The 20,676-nt window shown below is 73.8% G+C and carries 16 protein-coding genes and 2 pseudogenes; 11 read left to right on the plus strand and 7 right to left on the minus strand.

The genetic code is table 11. The features are described from left to right. Positions 1-22: 22 nt before the first annotated feature. Positions 23-1,048 (plus strand): annotated as a pseudogene (locus tag ABZ497_RS05880) (sensor domain-containing diguanylate cyclase); the annotation flags it as partial. Between the two features lie 882 nt (positions 1,049-1,930). Then, a complete protein-coding gene (locus ABZ497_RS05885; RefSeq protein WP_359803626.1) occupies positions 1,931-2,290 on the plus strand; it encodes a hypothetical protein in 360 nt (119 codons plus the stop codon). 51 nt (positions 2,291-2,341) lie between these two features. Here ABZ497_RS05885 and ABZ497_RS05890 read toward each other — a convergent pair whose 3' ends face one another. Both ABZ497_RS05890 and fdhD read right to left on the minus strand, forming a co-directional pair. Next, positions 2,342-2,938 (minus strand): TetR/AcrR family transcriptional regulator, encoded by a 597-nt coding sequence (locus ABZ497_RS05890; protein ID WP_359803628.1) that lies wholly within the window; start codon positions 2,936-2,938, stop codon positions 2,342-2,344. Positions 2,939-3,054: 116 nt separating this feature from the next. Continuing rightward, positions 3,055-3,879: a formate dehydrogenase accessory sulfurtransferase FdhD gene (gene fdhD / locus ABZ497_RS05895; protein ID WP_359803630.1), complete on the minus strand. Its 825-nt coding sequence runs from the start codon at positions 3,877-3,879 to the stop codon at positions 3,055-3,057. Between the two features lie 323 nt (positions 3,880-4,202). Between fdhD and hutH the strand changes: the two genes are divergently transcribed. Continuing rightward, on the plus strand, positions 4,203-5,786 hold the full coding sequence (hutH, locus tag ABZ497_RS05900) for a histidine ammonia-lyase (protein WP_359803632.1): 1,584 nt from the start codon (positions 4,203-4,205) through the stop codon (positions 5,784-5,786). 31 nt (positions 5,787-5,817) lie between these two features. Here the strand turns inward: hutH and ABZ497_RS05905 are convergent, their stop codons facing one another. Further along, positions 5,818-6,231 carry a hypothetical protein gene (locus ABZ497_RS05905; RefSeq protein WP_359803634.1) on the minus strand — a complete coding sequence of 138 codons (414 nt, stop codon included), beginning with the start codon at positions 6,229-6,231 and terminating at the stop codon, positions 5,818-5,820. A 210-nt stretch (positions 6,232-6,441) separates the two neighbouring features. Between ABZ497_RS05905 and ABZ497_RS05910 the strand changes: the two genes are divergently transcribed. From ABZ497_RS05910 to hutI, 6 genes are all read left to right on the plus strand, one after another. Next, the gene (locus ABZ497_RS05910; protein WP_359803636.1) at positions 6,442-7,311 is read left to right on the plus strand and encodes a MurR/RpiR family transcriptional regulator; all 870 of its coding nucleotides are present in this window, start codon (positions 6,442-6,444) and stop codon (positions 7,309-7,311) included. Between the two features lie 69 nt (positions 7,312-7,380). Continuing rightward, positions 7,381-7,728, plus strand: coding sequence for a hypothetical protein (locus ABZ497_RS05915; RefSeq protein WP_359803638.1), 348 nt, complete (start codon positions 7,381-7,383; stop codon positions 7,726-7,728). Positions 7,729-8,047: 319 nt separating this feature from the next. Next, the gene (hutU, locus tag ABZ497_RS05920) at positions 8,048-9,736 is read left to right on the plus strand and encodes a urocanate hydratase (RefSeq protein ID WP_359803640.1); all 1,689 of its coding nucleotides are present in this window, start codon (positions 8,048-8,050) and stop codon (positions 9,734-9,736) included. Positions 9,737-9,747: 11 nt separating this feature from the next. Continuing rightward, on the plus strand, positions 9,748-10,950 hold the full coding sequence (locus ABZ497_RS05925) for an allantoate amidohydrolase (RefSeq protein WP_359803686.1): 1,203 nt from the start codon (positions 9,748-9,750) through the stop codon (positions 10,948-10,950). A 20-nt stretch (positions 10,951-10,970) separates the two neighbouring features. Then, positions 10,971-12,317 carry a formimidoylglutamate deiminase gene (locus ABZ497_RS05930; protein WP_359803642.1) on the plus strand — a complete coding sequence of 449 codons (1,347 nt, stop codon included), beginning with the start codon at positions 10,971-10,973 and terminating at the stop codon, positions 12,315-12,317. Between the two features lie 103 nt (positions 12,318-12,420). Then, positions 12,421-13,590, plus strand: coding sequence for an imidazolonepropionase (gene hutI, locus ABZ497_RS05935; RefSeq protein WP_359803644.1), 1,170 nt, complete (start codon positions 12,421-12,423; stop codon positions 13,588-13,590). 55 nt (positions 13,591-13,645) lie between these two features. Here hutI and ABZ497_RS05940 read toward each other — a convergent pair whose 3' ends face one another. Both ABZ497_RS05940 and ABZ497_RS05945 read right to left on the minus strand, forming a co-directional pair. Next, the gene (locus tag ABZ497_RS05940; protein ID WP_359803646.1) at positions 13,646-15,739 is read right to left on the minus strand and encodes a prolyl oligopeptidase family serine peptidase; all 2,094 of its coding nucleotides are present in this window, start codon (positions 15,737-15,739) and stop codon (positions 13,646-13,648) included. A 118-nt stretch (positions 15,740-15,857) separates the two neighbouring features. Beyond that, positions 15,858-17,366 carry an oligopeptide:H+ symporter gene (locus tag ABZ497_RS05945; protein WP_359803648.1) on the minus strand — a complete coding sequence of 503 codons (1,509 nt, stop codon included), beginning with the start codon at positions 17,364-17,366 and terminating at the stop codon, positions 15,858-15,860. Positions 17,367-17,693: 327 nt separating this feature from the next. Between ABZ497_RS05945 and ABZ497_RS05950 the strand changes: the two genes are divergently transcribed. Together ABZ497_RS05950 and ABZ497_RS05955 are read left to right on the plus strand one after the other, a co-directional pair. Next, on the plus strand, positions 17,694-18,368 hold the full coding sequence (locus tag ABZ497_RS05950; RefSeq protein WP_073924168.1) for a response regulator transcription factor: 675 nt from the start codon (positions 17,694-17,696) through the stop codon (positions 18,366-18,368). A gap of 58 nt (positions 18,369-18,426) precedes the next feature. After that, positions 18,427-19,674 carry an ATP-binding protein gene (locus tag ABZ497_RS05955; RefSeq protein ID WP_329487954.1) on the plus strand — a complete coding sequence of 416 codons (1,248 nt, stop codon included), beginning with the start codon at positions 18,427-18,429 and terminating at the stop codon, positions 19,672-19,674. A gap of 53 nt (positions 19,675-19,727) precedes the next feature. On the opposite strand, the pseudogene ABZ497_RS05960 reads toward ABZ497_RS05955, so the two are convergent. Together ABZ497_RS05960 and ABZ497_RS05965 are read right to left on the minus strand one after the other, a co-directional pair. Continuing rightward, positions 19,728-20,018: pseudogene (locus ABZ497_RS05960) on the minus strand (ester cyclase); the annotation flags it as partial. Between the two features lie 103 nt (positions 20,019-20,121). Continuing rightward, complete coding sequence (locus tag ABZ497_RS05965; protein ID WP_329487953.1) at positions 20,122-20,661, minus strand: GtrA family protein; 540 nt, start codon at positions 20,659-20,661, stop codon at positions 20,122-20,124. Positions 20,662-20,676 lie beyond the last annotated feature (15 nt).

The raw sequence follows: 20,676 nt of genomic DNA on the forward strand, positions 1-20,676 counted from the left end.
CGTGGTGGAGCTCGCCCAGGACATGGCGGGGGCGCTCACCCCGCTGGAGGCGGTCCGCGCGGCCGCCGTCCGCGCCACCGAGGCCCTCGGCGCCACCATGGCGGCCGTCTCGGTCTGGGACCGGGAGTCCGGCCGGCTGCGGGTCCTGGTCAACTACGGGGAGCTGGCGCCGGGCGAGGAGGAGCTGCCGGAGGACGAGTCCTACCCGGTGGCGGACTTCCCCGAGATCGTCACCTACCTGGAGGAGCGCTGGACCACCGGACGGCTGCCCCGCGCCTGGCTGCAGAGCGCCGAGAACACCGAACTCCACGCCGGGCACGCCCACCCCACCGCCGGGGCCTACTGCCAGGAGCGGGCCGCCGCGCTGCGCCGGCGCGGCCGGGGCTGCTGCGTGGTCGCCCCGATCGTGCTGCACGGACAGGCCTGGGGGGAGCTCTACCTGGCCAGGTCCACCGGGACGGCGGAGTTCACCGAGGGCGACGCCGAGTACGCCACCCTGCTCGCCGCCCAGATCTCGGCCGGGCTCGCGCAGACCGAACGCCTCGCCGACCTGCGCAAGCTCGCCTTCTCCGACCCGCTGACCGGGCTGGCCAACCGGCGGGCGGTGGACGCCCGGCTGGAGAGCGCGCTGGAGGCGCACAACCGCGACGGCACGGTGGTCTCGCTGGTGGTCTGCGACGTCAACGGCCTGAAGCGGGTCAACGACCAGCTCGGGCACGAGATGGGCGACCGGCTGCTGGAGCGCTTCGCCCACCAGCTGTCGCTGGCCGCCGCCAGGCTGCCCGGCAGCCTCGCCGCCCGTCTCGGCGGCGACGAGTTCTGCCTGCTGGTGGAGGGCCAGAAGGCGGACGAGGTGGTCGCCGTCGCCGAGGAGCTGTGCGCGCGGGCCCTGGCGCTGGCCGAGGGCGAGGGCGTCGCCTGCGGGGTCGCCTCCACCGGGGACTCGATCGGCCCGGTCACCACGCCCGACCGGCTGTTCCGGCTCGCCGACGCCGCGCAGTACCGGGCCAAGGCCGCCCGCGCCGCACATCCCGTGGTGGCCGGCCGCAGCCACGGCCCCGGCCTGTCGCCGGACCCGACGGTGCTGCTGGCCGACGCCGCCGATCCGCACCACCGGGCCGACGGCCGGGGGCGCGTCCCGGGCCGGCCGGGCGCCGGCGACCGGCGGCGGTTCCGCGGCGCCGCGCACAGCGCCGACCCGGGACAGCTGCTCACCGCCGTGCTCGCCGCCCTGGACCAGCGCGGGGTCACCCGCTCGGTCCACCCCGCCGACACCATCGGCAAGCTGGCGGTGGTCGCGGAGACGGCCTCCCGGCTGCTCGACGCGGTCGGCTGGTGGGTCTCCTACGTGCCGCCCGGCTCGCACCTGATGCGCACCGCCCAGCACGCCGTGTACCGGATGACCAGCGGACCGAGCAGCTCGCGGGCGGAGACCCAGCGGGCCCAGATCGAGGCCCCGGACGCCGTCTTCGACCTGCGGCACTACCCGATGACCCGGCAGGCGGTGCGCGGCGGGTCCTTCGCGCTGCGCGCGGGCGCGGCCGGGAACGACCCGTCCGAGGAGGCCATGCTGGTGGTCAGCGGCTACCGGGGGATGGTCGCGGCGGGTGGCCAGAACCCGGCCGGCGGCTGGCTGGTGGAACTGTTCGCCGACGACGCGACGCTGCCGCTCGGACAGGTCGCCAGCGCGATGCGGGCCCTGGTCGCCGTGGCGCTCTCCGGCCCGGCCTCCCCGCCGCCGGGCTGAGGCGGGCCCGGTTCGTGGACGGACCGGGCGGGGGGCTTGTGCCGGTTCGGTGACCGGCCTGTTCCGAGCCGGTCGCGGTCCGGTGCGGAGGCTGCCGCGGGGCTGGGCGGCGAGCCCCGGACGTGGGATGGTATCCGCCGTCGGCGGGCCACGGGGGCCGGGCCGGAACGGGGGTCGAAACCCATGCGCGCTCGTCTGACGAGCCTTGTCCTCTCCGCGGTGCTGGCGCTGGGCGGTGCCACGCTGGCAGCCGCCCCGGCGGCCGAGGCCGCGCCGCGCGCCGCCGCGGTCAGCACCGCCGCCGGTGCTGCCGCCGCGGGGGGCGCCGTCCAGGCGGCCCAGGCGGCCCCGGCCGTGGCCGGGCAGCAGGACGGCACCCGGCTGGCCGGGTCCAAGGACAAGTCCAAGTCGAAGTCGAAGAAAAAGAAGAAGGGCTTCTTCGGCAAGATCATCGGTGTGGTGATCGGCATCGTGGTGGTGCTGATCGTGATCGCCGTGATCATCGCGGTGGTCGTGATGCTCCGCCGCCGCAACCGGCAGTAGACCGCGCGGGCCCGTGGACCCGGTGGGTCCACGGGCCGGCCGCCGGACCGGTCACGGCCGCAGGGCGCGCAGGACGCCCGCCACCAGGCGGTCCGCGTAGGCGTGGTCGAGCGGGCCGAGGCCGTGCAGCCAGCGGTAGTACATCGGGCCGTAGAGCAGTTCGACGGCGAGGTCGAGGTCGGCGTCGGCGGTGATCTGCCCGGCCTCGCGGGCGGTGCGCAGGCGCTCCCGGGTGACCTCCAGCAGAGGGTCCAGCAGGCGCTCGCGGTACTCCCGCAGCAGGGCCGGGTCGCGCAGGTGCTCGGAGACCAGGCCGCGGCCGGTGTTGTCGAAGCCCGGGTCGGCGAGCTGGTCGGCCGTCGGCCGCAGGACGGCGCGCAGATCGGCGGCGAGGTCGCCGGTGTCGGGCAGCGCCAGACTGCCGGAGGCGTTCTCGTTGGCGGCCTGGAAGGCGTCGAAGACCACCGCGCCCTTGGAGGGCCACCAGCGGTAGATGGTCTGCTTGCCGACGCCGGCCCGGGCGGCGATCGCTTCGATGGTCAGCTTGCCGAAGCCCACCTCGGCCACCAGTTCGGCGGCGGCGGTGAGGACGGCCTGGCGGGAGCGCTCGCTGCGGCGGGCGGGATCGGGAGAGCTGCTGCGGGTCATGGGCCCATTCTAGGGCGCTGACGAAACGATACGTCTCGTCTTACTGGAGGTTCGGACCGAGCCCGCACGCTCCGCGGCGGGTCGGCTCGCCGGTGGGGCGGGCGGTGACCGGCCGGTCAGCCGCTGATCCGGTCCGGGCGGGTGTAGACGTTGGCGCGTTCGCCGCGCAGGAAGCCGACCAGGGTCAGGCCCAGCTCCTCGGCGAGGTCCACCGCGAGGGAGGACGGCGCGGAGACGGCGGCCAGCAGCGGGACGCCCGCCAGCGCGGCCTTCTGGGTCAGCTCGAACGAGGCGCGACCGCTGACCAGCAGCACGTGCCCGGTCAGCGGTAGCCGGCCCGCGCGCAGCGCCCAGCCGACCACCTTGTCCACCGCGTTGTGCCGGCCCACGTCCTCGCGGGCGCAGAGCAGTGCGCCGCTCGCCCCGTCGAACAGCCCGGCCGCGTGCAGGCCGCCGGTCGAGTCGAAGGTCCGCTGGGTGGCCCGGAGCCGGTCCGCCAGCCCGTACAGCAGGGCCGGGGGGACGGTCAGCGGGTCGTCCCCGACGGGGTGGCGGACGTGGGTGCGGACGGCGTCCACCGTGTCGCGGCCGCAGAGGCCGCAGGCGCTGGTGGTGAGCAGGTTGCGGTGGGCGGAGAGCGGGAGGGCGCGGGCGCCGCGCAGGGCCGCGTCCACCACGTTGTAGGTGTTCGCGCCGTCCTCGTCCGTCCCGGCGCAGTAGCGCAGGGCCGCGAGGTCCTCGGCCGTGTGCACCAGCCCCTCGCCGACCAGGAAGCCGGCCACCAGGTCGAAGTCCTGGCCGGGCGTGCGCATGGTCACCGTCAGCGGCTCGCCGCCGACCCGGATCTCCAGCGGCTCCTCCGCCGCGAGGGCGTCCGGTCGCGTGCTGCGGCCGTCCCCGTGCAGCCGCACCACTCGCCGCCGTGCCGTCGCCCGCGTCATCGGTCCTCCGCTCCGTGCCGTCCGTCGACCCCAGCGTGCGGTATCGGGGTGGCGCTTCGGAAATCGGGGTGGGGCCGGTGGCCGGGCGCCGGTGGGGGCGACTCGTGGGCGGGCGCCCGTCACCTGATCGGCGATGCCGTGAGGCGGCCGGCGCCCGCCATCGGCGAAGGTGGCGTGGAGGTCCCGGCCGGGGCCGTCGGAGCCGGCGCGTCCTCCGGCGGGACGTGGAGGGCGGCCGCGGCCGGCTCCGTCCGGCGGGCGGGAGTCCGCCAGGTGGGATCCACTGGTTGTCATATCTTCATTCAGCTGGTGTGATGATGCATATGGATATGCACAGTGCTGTGGCCCCCGATGCGCCCCTCGTCCAGGTCGGCAAGGCCGACGTCAGCGCCGAGGACGTGCTGGCCGTCGCCCGGGGCAACGCCCGGGTAGAGATCGGTCCGGACGCGCTCGCCGAGATGGCGACCGCGCGGGCCCGGATCGAGGCCCTCGCGGCCGAGCCGCGCCCCGTCTACGGCGTCTCCACCGGCTTCGGCGCGCTCGCCGTCCGGCACATCAGCCCCGAGCTCCGCGCCCAGCTGCAGCGCTCGCTGGTGCGTTCGCACGCCGCCGGGATGGGCCCGGCGGTGGAGCGCGAGGTGGTCCGCGCGCTGATGTTCCTGCGGATGAAGACGCTGGCCTCCGGCCGGACCGGCGTGCGCCCGGTGGTCGCCCAGACCATGGCGGCCATCCTGAACGCCGGCATCACGCCGGTGGTCCGCGAGTTCGGCTCGCTCGGCTGCTCCGGCGACCTCGCCCCGCTCTCGCACTGTGCGCTGGTCCTGATGGGCGAGGGCGTGGCGACCGGCCCGGACGGCGTCGACAAGCCCTCCGGCGAGCTGCTCGCCGCGGCCGGCATCGAGCCGGTCGAGCTGCTGGAGAAGGAGGGCCTGGCCCTCATCAACGGCACCGACGGCATGCTCGGCATGCTGGTGATGGCCATCGCCGACCTCCAGCGCCTGTTCACCACCGCCGACATCACCGCCGCGATGACCCTGGAGGCGCTGCTCGGCACCGACAAGGTGCTCGCCCCCGAGCTGCACGCCCCGATCCGCCCCCACCCCGGCCAGGCGCTGAGCGCCGCCAACATGCTGGCCGTCCTCAAGGGCTCCGGCCTCACCGGCCACCACCAGGACGACGCTCCGCGCGTCCAGGACGCCTACTCGATCCGCTGCGCCCCCCAGGTCGCCGGCGCCGGCCGCGACACGGTGGCCCACGCCGCCCTGGTCGCCTCCCGCGAGCTGGCCGCCTCGGTCGACAACCCGGTGGTGCTGCCGGACGGCCGGGTCGAGTCCAACGGCAACTTCCACGGCGCCCCGGTCGCCTACGTGCTGGACTTCCTCGCCATCGCCGCCGCCGACCTCGGCTCGATCTCCGAGCGCCGTACCGACCGGCTGCTGGACAAGGCCCGCTCGCACGGCCTGCCGGCCTTCCTCGCCGACGACCCGGGCGTGGACTCCGGTCTGATGATCGCCCAGTACACCCAGGCGGCCCTGGTCAGCGAGAACAAGCGGCTCGCCGTGCCGGCCTCGGTCGACTCGATCCCGTCCTCCGCGATGCAGGAGGACCACGTCTCGATGGGCTGGTCGGCCGCCCGCAAGCTGCGCCAGTCCGTCGAGAACCTCGGCCGGATCCTGGCCGTCGAGCTGACCGCCGCCTCCCGCGCGCTGGAGATCCGTCGGCAGGCCGACGCCAGCGGCACGCCCTCGCCGGCGACCCTCGCCGCGCTGGCCGTCGCCCGGGAGGCCGGGGTCGGCGGCGCCGGCCGCGACCGCTTCCTCTCGCCGGACCTGGAGGCCGCCGCCGCGCTGGTCGCCTCCGGCGAGCTGGTGCGGGCCGTCGAGAAGGTCACCGGGCCGCTGGCCTGACGAGGCCGCCACCGCCCGGGGCGGGCGGGAGTCAGTCCCACTCGCCCCGCGGCGGCCGGGCGCGCTTCTCCTCGCGCCGGTCGGCGGCGATGGCGGCGTAGTTGACGCCGACGATGCCGGCCCAGCAGACCAGCAGGCCCATGAAGCCGTTCGAGCCGCTGGTCGCGATGCCGGTCAGCGGGATGCCGAGGACCAGCGAGATCAGCGGCAGCTTCGAGCCGGAACGGCCGAAGGGGCGCCGGCGCAGGTGCTCCGCCGGGCCGTAGCCGTCGAGCCGCTCCGCGACCCGGCGCTCCACCCGGGCGTCGAGACGGGCGTCCAACCGGGCGTCCAGCCGGGCGAGGAACGAGTCGACGATCTCCGACTCGTACTCCTCGCCCAGCTCCTTGCGGGTCTGCAGAGCCGCGTCGAGGTCGCGTCGCAGTTCGTCCTGGCGTGTGTCCATGGCGCTCAGCCTGGTGCAGCGCCGGGGCTCCAGTCCATCGGTTCGCGCCGGGATCGGGGCGGATCAGGGGGAAATCAGGGTCACCCGGAGGGGTGATCCGCACCGCCGGGGGGTCTCATCGGGCGTCCCGGCGTACGAGACGTCTTTGCCAGCGGCAGTCCGCTGCTGCACAGTCGTCGTCCGAACAGCTCGCACCCGGAGGTACCGCTGATGACCGCCACCGACGACACCGGCACGGTAGGCCCCTCCGCCCGACTCCTCCAGCTCTTCGAGGGCCACCGGCTCACCCCCACCCAGCGCCGGATCGCCCACTCGCTCGTCCGGCACGCCACCGAGGCGCCGTTCCTCTCCAGCGTCGAGGTCGCCGAACTGGCCGGCGTCAGCCAGCCCTCGGTCACCCGCTTCGCGGTGGCCCTCGGCTACGACGGCTACCCGGCACTGCGCAAGCAGCTGCGCGAGCTGGGCGCGGGGGAGCCGAGCGCCCCGGAGACCCCGGACGACGTGGTGCGCAACGAGCATCAGCAGGCCGTCCTCGCCGAGATCGAGCACCTGCGGCTGCTCGCCGAGCTGCTCGCCGACCCCGAGCCGATCATCCGCGCGGCCCGGCTGCTCGCCGCCTCCCGTCCGCTGCCCGTCCTCGGCCTGCGGGCCGCCTCCGCGCAGGCCCGCGGCTTCGCCTACTTCGCGGCCAAGGTGCACCCGGACATCCGGCTGCTCGACGAGGGCGGCAGCATGCTCGCCGACCGCCTGGAACAGGCCGCCGCCGCCGGCGCCTCCGCGCTGCTCTGCTTCGCCCTGCCGCGCTACCCGCGCGAGCTGATGGACGCCCTGACGGTGGCCCGGGACTGCGGTCTGACGGTGCTGACCGTCGCCGACAGCGCCTTCGCGCCGGTCGCCAAGCTCTCCGACCTGATGCTGCCGGCCGCCGTCGGCACCGGCCTGGTCTTCGACACCGCGTGCGCGCCGATGATGCTCGGCCGGGTGCTGCTCCAGACGATGTGCGACGAACTCCCCGGCGCCGAGGCCCGGTTGGAGTCGATCGAGCAGTCCGCGACGGCTCGTGGGCTGTTTTTGGAGTAGGACCGTACCCGGGGCGGGAATCCTGTCAACAGGCCCCGGAGCAGGGCCGACCGGCAGGGGGAGCCTGTGATGCGCGTGATCCACGAGATGAAGTTCGTCGGCCGACTCGCCTCGGGCGCCGACGAATGGTCCTGCCCGGCCTGCGGACGCCGCGTCACTCTGCGGCGGCTGCCCGAACCCGAACTCGTCGTCCTCGACGCCGGTGACGAGAGCGCCGTCCACGTCGGCGTCATCGAGCCCGACGGCCGCGCCGCGGCGGCCGCCGACAAGTACGGCCTCGGCCCCGTCCAGGAGATCCCCCGCCCGCCGCGCCCGGCCGCAGAGGCCGCCCCGGCCGCGCCCGCGGACCCCGACGCCGACGACCGCCGCTGGCTCGCCGAGATCGGCATCGACTGGGACGGCGGCGCGGCGGCCTGACGCCGGGTCGGGTCGGCCGTCCGCCTCGCGCGCCCGCCGCGCAGGGCCGGGCGGCTCCCGCGACGATCCCGCGCGCGCCGGCCCATGCCTCGCCCGGACTCCGCGGCGGCCGTCCGGGGCGTACGGCGGGGGGCGTCGCCGTGCCCTCCACCCGGCGGCGCCTGGGCCGAGTGGCTGGTGTTCGCCCGACTCGGGGTAGCGCGGCGGGGTTGTCGCGATGCCGGCTGATCGGATGCGCTCAGGTCTGGCCGGAGACTGAATGATTGGATATATTCAGCCAAGTCGAGCTTGAATGAATTCATCCGTAGGGAGCCGGGACATGGTGCAGCAGCAGGCGAGCGGGCCGCGCGAGGTGCGGGCGGCGCGCGGTACAGGGCTGACGGCGCAGGGCTGGCAGCAGGAGGCTGCCCTGCGGATGCTGATGAACAACCTCGACCCCGAGGTGGCCGAGCACCCGTCGAAGCTCGTCGTCTACGGCGGCACCGGCAAGGCGGCGCGGGACTGGCGCTCGTTCGACGCCATGGTGCGCACGCTGGAGACGCTGAAGCAGGACGAGACCATGCTGGTCCAGTCCGGGCGGCCGGTCGGCGTCATGCAGACGCACGAGTGGGCGCCGCGCGTGCTGATCGCCAACTCCAACCTGGTCGGCGACTGGGCGAACTGGGAGGAGTTCCGGCGGCTGGAGAGCCTCGGCCTCACCATGTACGGCCAGATGACCGCCGGATCGTGGATCTACATCGGCACCCAGGGCATCCTCCAGGGCACCTACGAGACCTTCGCCGCGGTCGCCAACAAGCGGTTCGACGGCACCCTGGCGGGGACGATCACCCTCACCGCCGGCCTCGGCGGCATGGGCGGCGCCCAGCCGCTGGCCGTGACGATGAACGGCGGCGTGGCGATCTGCGTCGACTGCGACCCGTCCCGGATCTCCCGCCGGATCGAGCACCGCTACCTGGACGTCGAGGCCAAGAACCTCGCGCACGCGCTGGAGCTGGCCACCGCCGCCCGCGACCGCCGCGAGCCGCTCTCCATCGGCCTGCTGGGCAACGCCGCCGAGGTGTTCCCGCAGCTGCTCTCGATGGACGCGCCGATCGACATCGTCACCGACCAGACCAGCGCCCACGACCCGCTGAGCTACCTGCCGGTCGGCGTCGCCTTCGACGACATGGCGACCTACGCGGCCGAGAAGCCCGCCGAGTTCACCCAGCGCTCGCGCGAGTCGATGGCCCGGCACGTCGAGGCGATGGTCGGCTTCATGGACGCCGGCGCCGAGGTGTTCGACTACGGCAACTCGATCCGCGGTGAGGCCCAGCTGGCCGGCTACGAACGCGCGTTCGCCTTCCCGGGCTTCGTCCCGGCCTACATCCGACCGCTGTTCTGCGAGGGCAAGGGCCCGTTCCGCTGGGCGGCGCTCTCCGGCGACCCGCAGGACATCGCCAAGACCGACAAGGCCGTGCTCGACCTCTTCCCGGAGAACGAGTCGCTGCACCGCTGGATCAAGATGGCCCAGGAGAAGGTGCACTTCCAGGGCCTGCCGGCGCGGATCTGCTGGCTCGGCTACGGCGAGCGCGACAAGGCCGGCGAGCGGTTCAACGACATGGTCGCCTCCGGCGAGCTGTCCGCGCCGATCGTGATCGGCCGCGACCACCTGGACTGCGGCTCGGTCGCCTCCCCGTACCGGGAGACCGAGGCGATGCTGGACGGCTCCGACGCGATCGCCGACTGGCCGCTGCTCAACGCCATGGTCAACGTCGCCTCCGGCGCGTCCTGGGTCTCCATCCACCACGGCGGCGGCGTCGGCATCGGCCGCTCGATCCACGCGGGCCAGGTCACGGTGGCCGACGGCACCGCGCTGGCCGGCGAGAAGATCCGCCGGGTGCTCACCAACGACCCGGGCATGGGCGTGATCCGCCACGTCGACGCCGGCTACGACCGGGCCGACGAGGTCGCCGCCGAGCGCGGCGTCCGCGTCCCGATGAACGAGCACGGCCCGATGGGTGAGCTGTGACCTTCGAAGAGATGTGGGCGGAGCTGCTCCCGGTGGGCCGCTCCGCCTCCTCCGGCGGCTACCGCCGCTTCGCCTGGAACTCCGCCGACGCCGAGTGCCGGTCCTGGTTCGAGGAGCAGGCCCGCGGCCGCGGGCTGACCTACGAGCTGGACCGCAACGGCAACCAGTGGGCCTGGCTGGGCGACCCGGCGGGCGAGGGCGCGATCGTCACCGGCTCGCATCTGGACTCCGTCCCCGACGGCGGCGCCTTCGACGGCCCGCTAGGGGTGGTCTCCTCCTTCGCCGCGCTGGACGAACTCCGCGGGCGGGGAGCCGAGTTCGACCGGCCGCTGGCCATCGTCAACTTCGGTGACGAGGAGGGCGCCCGGTTCGGCGTGGCCTGCATCGGCTCCCGGCTGAGCGCGGGCGTGCTCGGCCGCGACCAGGCGTACGAGCTGCGCGACGCCGACGGCGTCCGGCTGCCCGACGCGATGGAGAAGGCCGGCTACGACCCGGCCGGGATCGGCGCGGACGGCGATCGGCTGGCCCGGATCGGCGCCTTCGTCGAACTCCACGTCGAGCAGGGCCGCTACCTCGCCGAGGACCAGCCGGTCGGCGTGGCCGGCGCGATCTGGCCGCACGGCCGCTGGCGGTTCGACTTCCACGGGGAGGCGAACCACGCCGGCACCACCCGGATCGAGGACCGCCGCGACCCGATGCTCACCTACGCCAACACCGTGCTCGCGGCGCGGAAGAAGGCGCGGACGGCAGGGGCGCTGGCCACCTTCGGCAAGGTCGCGGTCGAGCCCAACGGCACCAACGCGATCGCCTCCCTGGTGCGCGGCTGGCTGGACTCCCGGGCCGCCGACGAGCAGACGCTCACCGCCCTGGTCGAGGAGATCGAGCGGGCGGCGTACGAGCGCGGCGACCGCGACGGCGTCCGGGTCGAACTGACCCGCGAGTCCTACACCCCGGTGGTGGAGTTCGACGGCCCGCTGCGCGACCGGCTCGCCCGGCGGCTCAACGCGGCGGGCGCCCCCGACGGCGTGCCCGTCCTGCCCACCGGCGCGGGACACGACGCCGGAATCCTGGCATCGGCGATCCCGACCGCCATGCTGTTCGTACGTAACCCGAGCGGGGTCTCGCACTCCCCGGCCGAGCACGCGGAGACGGCCGACTGCCTGGCCGGCGTGACCGCCCTCGCCGACGTACTGGAGGACCTGGCGTGTCAGTAGGCCGTGCCGGAGGCGCGCACATGACGACTTACTGGGCGGAGCACGCCTGGCTGCCGCACGCCAACGGGCCGGTGGTCGAGCAGGACGTGCTGATCGCCACCGGCCCCGGCGGCCGGATCACCGCGGTGACGCCGGACAGCGGGCCCTGCCCGCCCGGCGCCGTCCGGCTGGCCGGGCTGCTGCTGCCCGGCCAGGCCAACGCGCACTCGCACGCCTTCCACCGGGCGCTGCGCGGCCACGTGCAGGTCGGCTCCGGCACCTTCTGGACCTGGCGCGACACCATGTACCGGTTCGCCGGGGCGCTCGACCCGGACAGCTACCTGGAGCTCGCCACCGCCGTCTACGCCGAGATGGCGCTGGCCGGGATCACCGCGGTGGGGGAGTTCCACTACCTGCACCACGCGCCCGGCGGGAGCCGCTACGACGATCCGAACGCGATGGGCGAGGCGCTGATCGAGGCCGCCGCCCGGGCCGGGATCCGGATCACCCTGCTGGACACCTGCTACCTGTCGGCCGGCTTCGGCGCCGAGCCGACCAGGCCGCAGCTCCGGTTCAGCGACGGCGACGCCGACGCCTGGGCCGAGCGGGTGGAGGCGCTCAAGCCGCGCGAGCACGCCCGGATCGGCGCCGCGATCCACTCGGTGCGGGCGGTACCGGCCGAGCAGCTCGGCACTGTCGCGCGGTGGACGGACGGCCGCCGGGCCCCGCTGCACGTCCACCTCTCCGAGCAGACCGCCGAGAACGACGCCTGCCTCACCGCGCACGGCGTCACCCCGACCAGGCTGCTCGCCGACCACGGCGCGCTCGGCCCGCGCACCTCGGCGGTGCACGCCACCCACCTCACCGACGAGGACATCAAGCTCCTCAGCGACTCCTCGACCGCCATCTGCATGTGCCCCACCACCGAGCGGGACCTCGCCGACGGCATCGGTCCGGCCCGCCGGCTCGCCTCGGCGGGCTGCCCGATCACCCTGGGCAGTGACAGCCACGCCGTCATCGACCCGTTCGAGGAGGCCCGCGCGCTGGAGCTGGACGAGCGGCTGCGGACCAGGACCCGGGGCCACTGGACGGCCAACTCGCTGCTGCGGGCGGGCACCGAGGACGGACACGCCTCGCTCGGCTGGCCGGAGGCCGGGCGGATCGAGGCCGGCGCCCTGGCCGACTTCACCGTGATCGCCCTGGACTCGGTGCGCACCGCCGGGCCGCCGAGCCGGCTCGGCGCCGAGATCGCGGTGTTCGCCGCCTCGGCCGCCGACGTGCGGCACGTGGTGGTCGGCGGACGGCAGATCGTCCGGGACGGCGTCCACCAGCTGGTGCCCGACGTCCCGGCCGCGCTGCGGTCCTCGATCGCCGCGCTGAGCTGCTGAGTCCCCGTACCTCCCGGGGGCGGGCGGGGCCGACCCCGCCCGCCCCGGGTCCAGCCCCGAAAGGCCTGATGTGAGCACCCCGAGCAGCCCGCAGAGTCAGGGCATGCCGAGCACCCTGATCACCGGGATCGGCAGCCTGGTCACCAACGACCCCGCGTACGGGACCGGGCCGCTCGGCCTGCTCACCGACGCGGCCGTGGTGGTGGACGGCGGCACGGTCGCCTGGGTCGGGCCGGCGGCCGAGGCGCCCGCCGCGGACGAGCGGTTCGACGCGGCCGGGCGGGCGCTGCTGCCCGGCTTCGTCGACTCGCACGCCCACCTGGTGTTCGCCGGGGACCGCACCGCGGAGTTCAACGCCCGGATGTCCGGCCAGTCGTACACCGCGGGCGGGATCCGGACGACGGTGGCCGCCACCCGGGCCGCGAGCGACGCCGAACTCGACGCCAACCTGGCCCGGTTCGTGCGCGAGGCGCTGCGGCAGGGGACGACCGCGATCGAGTGCAAGTCCGGCTACGGGCTGACCATCGTCGACGAGGCCCGGGCGCTGCGGATCGCCTCCTCGTACACCTCCGAGACCACCTACCTGGGCGCCCACGTGGTCGCCCCCGAGTACGCCGACGACCCGGCGGGCTACGTGGACCTGGTCACCGGCGACATGCTGGACGCCTGCGCGCCCTACGCCCGCTGGGTGGACGTCTTCTGCGAGAACGGCGCCTTCGACGGGGACCAGGCCCGGGCGATCCTGACCGCCGGGATCGAGCGCGGTCTCACCCCCCGGGTGCACGCCAACCAGCTCTCCTACGGCCCGGGCGTCCAGCTCGCCGTCGAGCTGGGGGCGGCCTCGGCCGACCACTGCACCCACCTCACCGACGAGGACGTGGCCGCGCTGGCCGGCTCGGAGACGGTGGCGACGCTGCTGCCGGGCGCGGAGTTCTCCACCCGCGCCGCCTACCCGGACGCGCGCCGGCTGCTCGCCGCGGGCGCCGTCGTCGCGCTCTCCACCGACTGCAACCCGGGCTCCAGCTTCACCAGTTCGATGGCGTTCTGCATCGCGGTCGCGGTCCGGGAGATGGGGATGACGCCGGACGAGGCGGTCTGGGCCGCCACCGCGGGCGGCGCCCGGGCGCTGCGGCGCACCGACGTCGGCGTGGTGACGGTCGGCGCCCGGGCCGACCTCCAGCTGCTGGAGGCGCCCTCGCACGTCCACCTCGCGTACCGGCCGGGCGTCCCGCTGACGGCGGCGGTCTGGCGGGCCGGGGTCCGCGAGGTCTGACCTTCACGGCTCCGGGGGCCGGGGGGCGACGGCGACCGCCGTCGCCCCCCGGCCGTTACCGGCCCCGCGCGGCGAGGCCGCGGCGCAGGAAGTCCAGCTGGTGCAGCAGCAGGTTCTCCGCCACCGTCTCGTCGCTGGGGGAGTGGGTGGCCCCGCTGAGCGGCAGCAGCTCGTGCGGGCGGCCGGCGGCGAGCAGGGCGGCGGAGAGCCTCAGCGTGTGCGCGGGCAGCACGTTGTCGTCGGCCAGGCCGTGCACCAGCAGCAGCGGCCGGCGCAGGCCGGCGGCGTCGGGGATCAGCGAGCAGGCGTCGTAGCGCTCCGGGTGCTCGTCCGGGTGGCCGAGGAAGCGCTCCTTCCAGTGGGTGTCGTACAGCCGGTGGTCGGTGGGCGCGGCCCCGGCCACCGCGGCGTGGAAGACGTCCGGGCGGCGCAGCACGGCCAGGGCGGCCAGGAAGCCGCCGAAGGACCAGCCCCGGACGGCCACCCGGTCGAGGTCCAGCAGCCCCGGGCGGGCCAGTGCGGCCTCCCGCAGGGCCTCGACCTGGTCGTCCAGGACCGGCGTGGCGATGTCCGCGAACACGGCCTTCTCCCACTGCGGGCCCCGGCCGGGAGTGCCACGCCCGTCCACCACCAGGACGGCGAAGCCCTGGTCGGCGAACCACTGCGCGACCAGGTCGGGCCAGCCGCCGGCCGCGGTGGCCTTCTGCAGCGCGGGCCCGCCGTAGGGGTCGAGCAGGACGGGCAGCGGGCCGTCGCCGGGGCGGTGGCCGGTGGGCCGGAAGAGCGTCGCGCGAAGCTCGCGCGGGCCCAGCCGGAGCAGCTCGGGCCGGGCGGTGAGGACGGGGCGCTGCGCGTGCGAGCGCAGGTCGACGGCGGGGCGCCCGTTCCGGTGGACGGTGGTGTGCCCGCCGGGCGCACCGGGCGTCCGCGCGGTGTGGACGAGGGTGCCGTCGCTCCGTACGCCGGTGTGCGCGCCGGGCGCGGAGCTGAGTTGTACGGCGCCCTCGGCCGGGTCGTACGACCACAGGTGGGTTTCGGTCGGCTCGGTGGAGGCGGTGAAGAGGACCTGTTCGCCGTCGGTCCCGAGCACCGAGCGCAGTTGGAGACCGGGCGGGGTGACGGGCTCGCCGCCCACGGTGAGCCGGCGGGTGTCGCCGAGGTCCGCGGCGTCGACCAGGACCCCGGCGGCGGTGCGGACGGGCAGGCCGGGGACGAGTTCGACCCAGTGCTCGTCCCGCTGCTCGGCGAGCGTCCGGGTGGCGCCGTCGGCCGGATCCACGGCGAGGGTGCGGACGGTGCGCTGGTCCCGGCTCTGCACGGCGGCGAAGGGGCCGTGGGCGTCCCAGCCGGCGGCGGCCAGGTACTCGAACCCGGCGCGGTCCCAGCGGGCCTCGGTACGGCCGCCGTCGAGGTCCAGCAGCCAGAGCGAGACGTCGGCGTTGGCGGTGCCGGCCAGCGGGTAGCGCAGGACGCGCGGCGGCCGCGCCGGATCGGCCGGGTCGGCGAGGTGGAGGCGGGCGAGCGGGCCGTTGTCCACCCGGGCGGCCAGCAGCCGGGTGCCGTCCGGCGACCACCAGTACGCCCGGGTGCGGTGCATGGACTCGGCGGCGACGTGGTCGGGGACGCCGTACGCGACCTCGGCGTGCTCGGGCTCGGCCAGCGCGCGGTCCCCGGTGCCGTCCACCCCGATGACGCGCAGCGCCCCGTCGCCCACGTAGGCGATCCGGCGGCCGGTCGGGTCCGGGCGCGGGTCGTAGACGCCGGTGGCGGTCGGTATCCGGCGGACGCCGCCACCGACGGGGTCCGCCACCCAGAGCTCCCCGCCCAGGGCGAAGACGACCGTCCGGCCGGCCCGGTCGGCGGCGAAGGCGGTGATTCCGGTGGCGTGCACGCGGGAGCGCTCGCGGCGGATCCGCTCCGCCTCGGGGACGTCCCGGCCCTCGCCGCCCAGCCCGGCCGGATCGGCCAGCAGCCGCTCCTCGCCGCTGTCGGCGTCCAGCGCCCAGAGACAGCCGGCCGGGTCGTCCCCGGCCCGGCTGCGCAGGAACAGCACCGTCCGCCCGCCGTCGCAGACGACCGGATGGGCGGGCACCCCGAGGGAGAACCGACGGGTACGGGCGAGCTGACGGGGCAGCGATTCACTCGACATGCCCGACACCCTGACACGCCTCGGGGCGGTCACGCGTCCGAAAAAGGGGCCGGTACGGATCTTCCGATCCGTACCGGCCCCTCGTGCCGGGGCGTGCCCGGCGGTGCTTCGGGGTGCGTCAGTGGACGTTGCCCATCAGCTTCACGACCTTCTTGCGGTACATCGCCAGACCGATGCCCGCGACGATCGCCATCGCACCCTGGACCGCGAAGTACCAGGTGCTGCCGACCACGCTGTCGCCGAGGACGAGCTGGAAGATGGCCGCGACGCAGTCACCGGCGGTGACGGCGAGGAACCAGACGCCCATCATCTGGCTGGCGTACTTCGCCGGGGCCAGCTTGGTGGTGACGGACAGGCCCACGGGGGAGAGCGTCAGCTCACCGACGGTCTGGATCAGGTACACCATGGCCAGCCAGAGCGGGGTGACCTTGGTGCCGCCCGCGGCAGCCGCCATGGCCAGCATCATGACGAGGAAGGAGGCGCCGATCATCAGCAGACCGAACGCGAACTTCATGGTGGTGCTGGGGTTCTTGGCCTTGCGGGACAGGGCCACCCAGAGCCAGGCGAAGACCGGGGCCAGCGCCATGATGTACAGCGGGTTCAGCGACTGGAACCAGGTCGACGGGAAGTCGAAGCCGAACAGCGTGGACGAGGTGTTCTCGTCCGCGAAGATGCTCAGAGTCGAGCCCGACTGGTCGTAGATCATCCAGAACACGGCGGCGGCCACGAAGAACCAGATGTAACCGCTCATCTTGGACTGCTCGCCCGCGTCGAGGTCCTTGTCGCGCTTCACCTTGGCGAAGACGAACACGGGAAGCGCGATGCCGGCGATGGAGAGCGGCCAGATCGCCCAGTTGATCGTGAAGTGGCCGGTCAGCGCGACGACCGCGTAGAACACGGTGGCCAGCGCCAGCCAGAAGCCGGCCTTCCTGAAGATCACGCGCTTCTCGGCTGCCGAGATCGGCGAGGTCACCACGTCGCTCTTGGCGCTCAGGTGGCGGCTGCCCAGCATGAACTGGATCAGGCCGATCGCCATGCCGACACCGGCGAGGGCGAAACCGAGGTGCCAGTTGACGCTCTGGCCGATGGTGCCGATCACCAGCGGCGCCGCGAAGGCACCGAGGTTGATGCCCATGTAGAAGATGGTGAAGCCACCGTCACGGCGCGGGTCGTTCGGACCGTCGTACAGGTGGCCGACCATCGTCGAGATGTTGGCCTTCAGCAGGCCGGAGCCGAGCGCGATGAACGCCAGGCCGACGAAGAACGACACGCTCGCCGGAACGGCCAGCAGGAAGTGGCCGATCATGATGATCGAGCCGCCCACCGCGACGGTCTTGCGGGCACCGAGGAATCGGTCGGCGATCCAGCCGCCCGGCAGGGCCAGCAGGTAGACCATGGCCGTGTACACGCTGTAGACCGCGCTGGCCACGGCCATCTTCATGCCGAGACCGCCCTCCGTGATGGAGGCGGTCATGTAAAGGACCAGCAGGGCGCGCATGCCGTAGTAGCTGAAGCGCTCCCACATCTCACTCATGAAGAGAGTGGCGAGTCCACGGGGGTGCCCGAGGAAGGTCTTGCCGCTGGGAGAGGCCGACTGAACGCCGGACTCCAGGGTCGTAGACGCCATGTGTAGTGGTTCCTTGCTGACAGCGTCCGCCTAGGGGGGTACGGCGGACGTGGACCAAACCACTGTACGTGGCCAGATTTGGCGTTATCAGCTGACAAAACACGCCAATTAGGTATGGCGATGGCAAAGTCTGCGATCAATCTGATCGATAGATCCATGGTAGGGCTGGACATGTTCCTTCGGATGCAAGACCCAGCCGTGGAATCTTCGCCGAACAGGCGGTTGGGGCATGTCCGTTGAGCGGTGATCGCGCTCCGTATAACGATCACGCTCTGTGAACTACCTCACAGCGCAGGCCCCCTATCCCCGGCGGACTACCATCACCACATGACCTGTGTGCTGCTCGCCGAGGACGATCCGGCGATCTCCGAACCGCTCGCCCGGGCCCTGCGACGCGAGGGCTATGAGGTGCTCGTCCGCGAGGACGGTCCGGCCGCACTGGCCGCCGGGCTCACCGAGGAGGTCGACCTCGTCGTCCTCGACCTCGGTCTTCCCGAGATGGACGGCCTGGAGGTCTGCCGCCGCCTGCGGGCCGACGGCAAGAGCTGCCCCGTCCTCGTCCTCACCGCCCGTGCGGACGAGGTGGACACCGTGGTCGGCCTGGACGCCGGTGCCGACGACTACGTCACCAAGCCCTTCCGCCTCGCCGAACTGCTCGCCCGCGTCCGGGCCCTGCTCCGGCGCGGCAACGTGGACCAGCTCACCACCGGCGCGCACGGGGTGAAGATCGACATCGAGTCCCACCGCGCCTGGCTCGGCGAGGAGGAGCTGACGCTCTCCGCCAAGGAGTTCGAGCTGCTGCGGGTGCTGGTTCGGGACGCCGGGCGGGTGGTCACCCGGGAGGAGATCATGCGCCAGGTCTGGGACACCACCTGGTGGACCTCCACCAAGACGCTGGACATGCACATCTCCTGGCTGCGCAAGAAGCTCGGCGACGACGCGGCCAACCCCCGCTACATCGCCACCGTGCGCGGAGTGGGCTTCCGCTTCGAGAAGAACTAGCCCCTGTAAGAAGAACTGGCCCCCGTAAGGGGAACGAACCACCACGGGGAGCGGCAGCGTGAAGCGCCGGATGATCAACTCGCTGCTGGGCGTCGTCCTGGTGGTGGTCGCGGTGTTCTGCGTCCCGCTCGCCCTGGTCGAGAAGCGCACCATCGTGAACTCGGCGCAGGACCGGGTGGACGCGGCCGCCGTCCGGGTGCTCGCGCTGGTGGAGAACCGGCTCTCCGCGGGCGAGCCGGTCACCGGCGACAAGTTCGCCAACCAGGTCACCGACGGCCAGTACGTCGAGGTGGACATCCCCGGCAAGTCCGTCGTCTCCAGCGGCGAGCGGCCGGCCGGGACCCATCTGCTGAAGTCCGTCGAGCAGGGCGCCAGCGGGGAGACCGTCACCGTCGAGCAGTCCCGGGCCGGCGTCGACCACGAGATCGCCAACATGCTGCTGCTGCTCGGCGTGGTGGCACTGCTCGCCGTCCAGGCGGCCGTCGCCCTGGCCGTCTGGCAGGCCAAGCGGCTGGCCCGGCCGCTCACCGACCTCGCCGAGACGGCCGAGCGGCTCGGCTCCGGCGACCCGCGCCCGCGCGACCGCCGCTACGGCGTGCCCGAGCTGGACCGGGTCGCCGAGGTGCTGGACGTCAGCGCCGAGCGGATCGCCCGGATGCTCACCGCCGAACGGCGGCTCGCCGCCGACGCCTCGCACCAGCTGCGCACCCCGCTCACCGCGCTCTCCATGCGGCTGGAGGAGATCACCGCGGTCGCCGAGGATCCGGAGACCGTCAAGGAGGAGGCGACCATCGCCCTCCAGCAGGTCGAGCGGCTCACCGACGTCGTCCAGCGGCTGCTCACCACCCAGCGGGACCCGCGCAGCCCCACCGCCGTCGCCTTCGACCTGGACGACGTGGTCAAGCAGCAGGTGGAGGAGTGGGGCCCGTCGCTGCGCGGCACCGGCCGGGTGCTCCAGGTGGAGGGCCTGCACGGGGTCACCGCCGTCGGCACCCCCGGCACGGTGGCCCAGGTGCTGGCCACCCTGATCGAGAACTCGCTGATGCACGGCGCCGGGCTGATCACCCTGCGGGTGCGGCCGTCGGGGACGTCGGTGGTGGTCGAGGTGCAGGACCAGGGCGCCGGGGTGCCGCCGGAGCTGGGCAACCGGGTCTTCGAACGGGCGGTCAGCGGGCGCAACTCGACGGGGATCGGCCTGGCGGTGGCCCGCGACCTCGCGGAGGCGGACGGCGGCCGGCTCGAACTGCTCTCGCTGAAGCCGCCGGTGTTCGCCATCTTCCTGGGCCGCAGCCAGCGCGAGGCCTGAGCGGCAGGTCTTCGCGCGGCGCTCCCGGTCCGGCCCGTGCGGTGCCCTCAGAACCGGGTGTCGCGGACCACGTCCAGGTCGGTGAAGGTCGGCGGCTCGTCGCAGAGCGCGACCATCTCCCGGAAGATCCGGTCGGTCTCGGGCAGCGCGGAGTTCTTCATCGCGTCCTCGTAGGAGGCGAACTCGACGATCTCCACCAGGTGCCGCGGGTCCGCGCGGTCGGCGCCGACCATCGCGTGTCCGACCGTCCGCCGGCCCTCGGTCTGTTCGGCCCAGCTGTCCATCAGCCGGTTGAGGTCGTCCACCTTGTCGGTCTTGCAGTCGATGATCTGGACGAACGCCATGGCGAGCCTCCTGTGATCCCCCGGGCCTCGATCGTTCGCCGGCCGTGCTCGCCCTCGGTCACCACTGTCCTCCCGCCCGAGCGGGCGGGGCAAGGGGGTGGGCCTATTCGGCCTTGGCGTACCGGATCTCCTCGGCGGCGAGCACCAGCTCGGCCTGCGCGACGACCTCGGCCGCCGGGGCGGGCTCGGCGCCGGTCTCCGGGACGGCCGTGAAGACCCACGTCCGGTAGGAGACGAAGCGGAACACCGTGGCCACCGCGAGGCCGGCCACCTTGGCGGCCAGCTGCTCGAAGTGCGAGTCCAGGCCGAGCACGTAGACCGAGAAGCCCAGCACCCCGGTCTCGATCAGCATCCCGGCGCCGCTGAACAGCAGGAACAGCGTGATCTCGCGCTTGCGCGAGGCGGCGTCGCGGTCCCGGTACAGCCAGTAGCGGTAGCCGAGGTAGTTGGTCGCGATGGCCACCAGGGTGGCGGCGATGTTGGACCGTAGCGAGGCCAGGTGGAACCCGTTGATGCAGATCCAGAAGACGGCGAAGTTGACCACCACACCGCTCAGGCCGACGATGCCGAACTTCACCACCTCGCCCGACAGACCGCGCAGTCTCTGCGTCAGCGGGGGGTTCGACGCTGCGGTCGTCGCCATACCGGGCTGCCTCCA

It is taken from the genome of Kitasatospora sp. NPDC005751 (assembly GCF_040630835.1).
In the GTDB taxonomy this organism is placed as follows: Bacteria; Actinomycetota; Actinomycetes; order Streptomycetales; family Streptomycetaceae; genus Kitasatospora.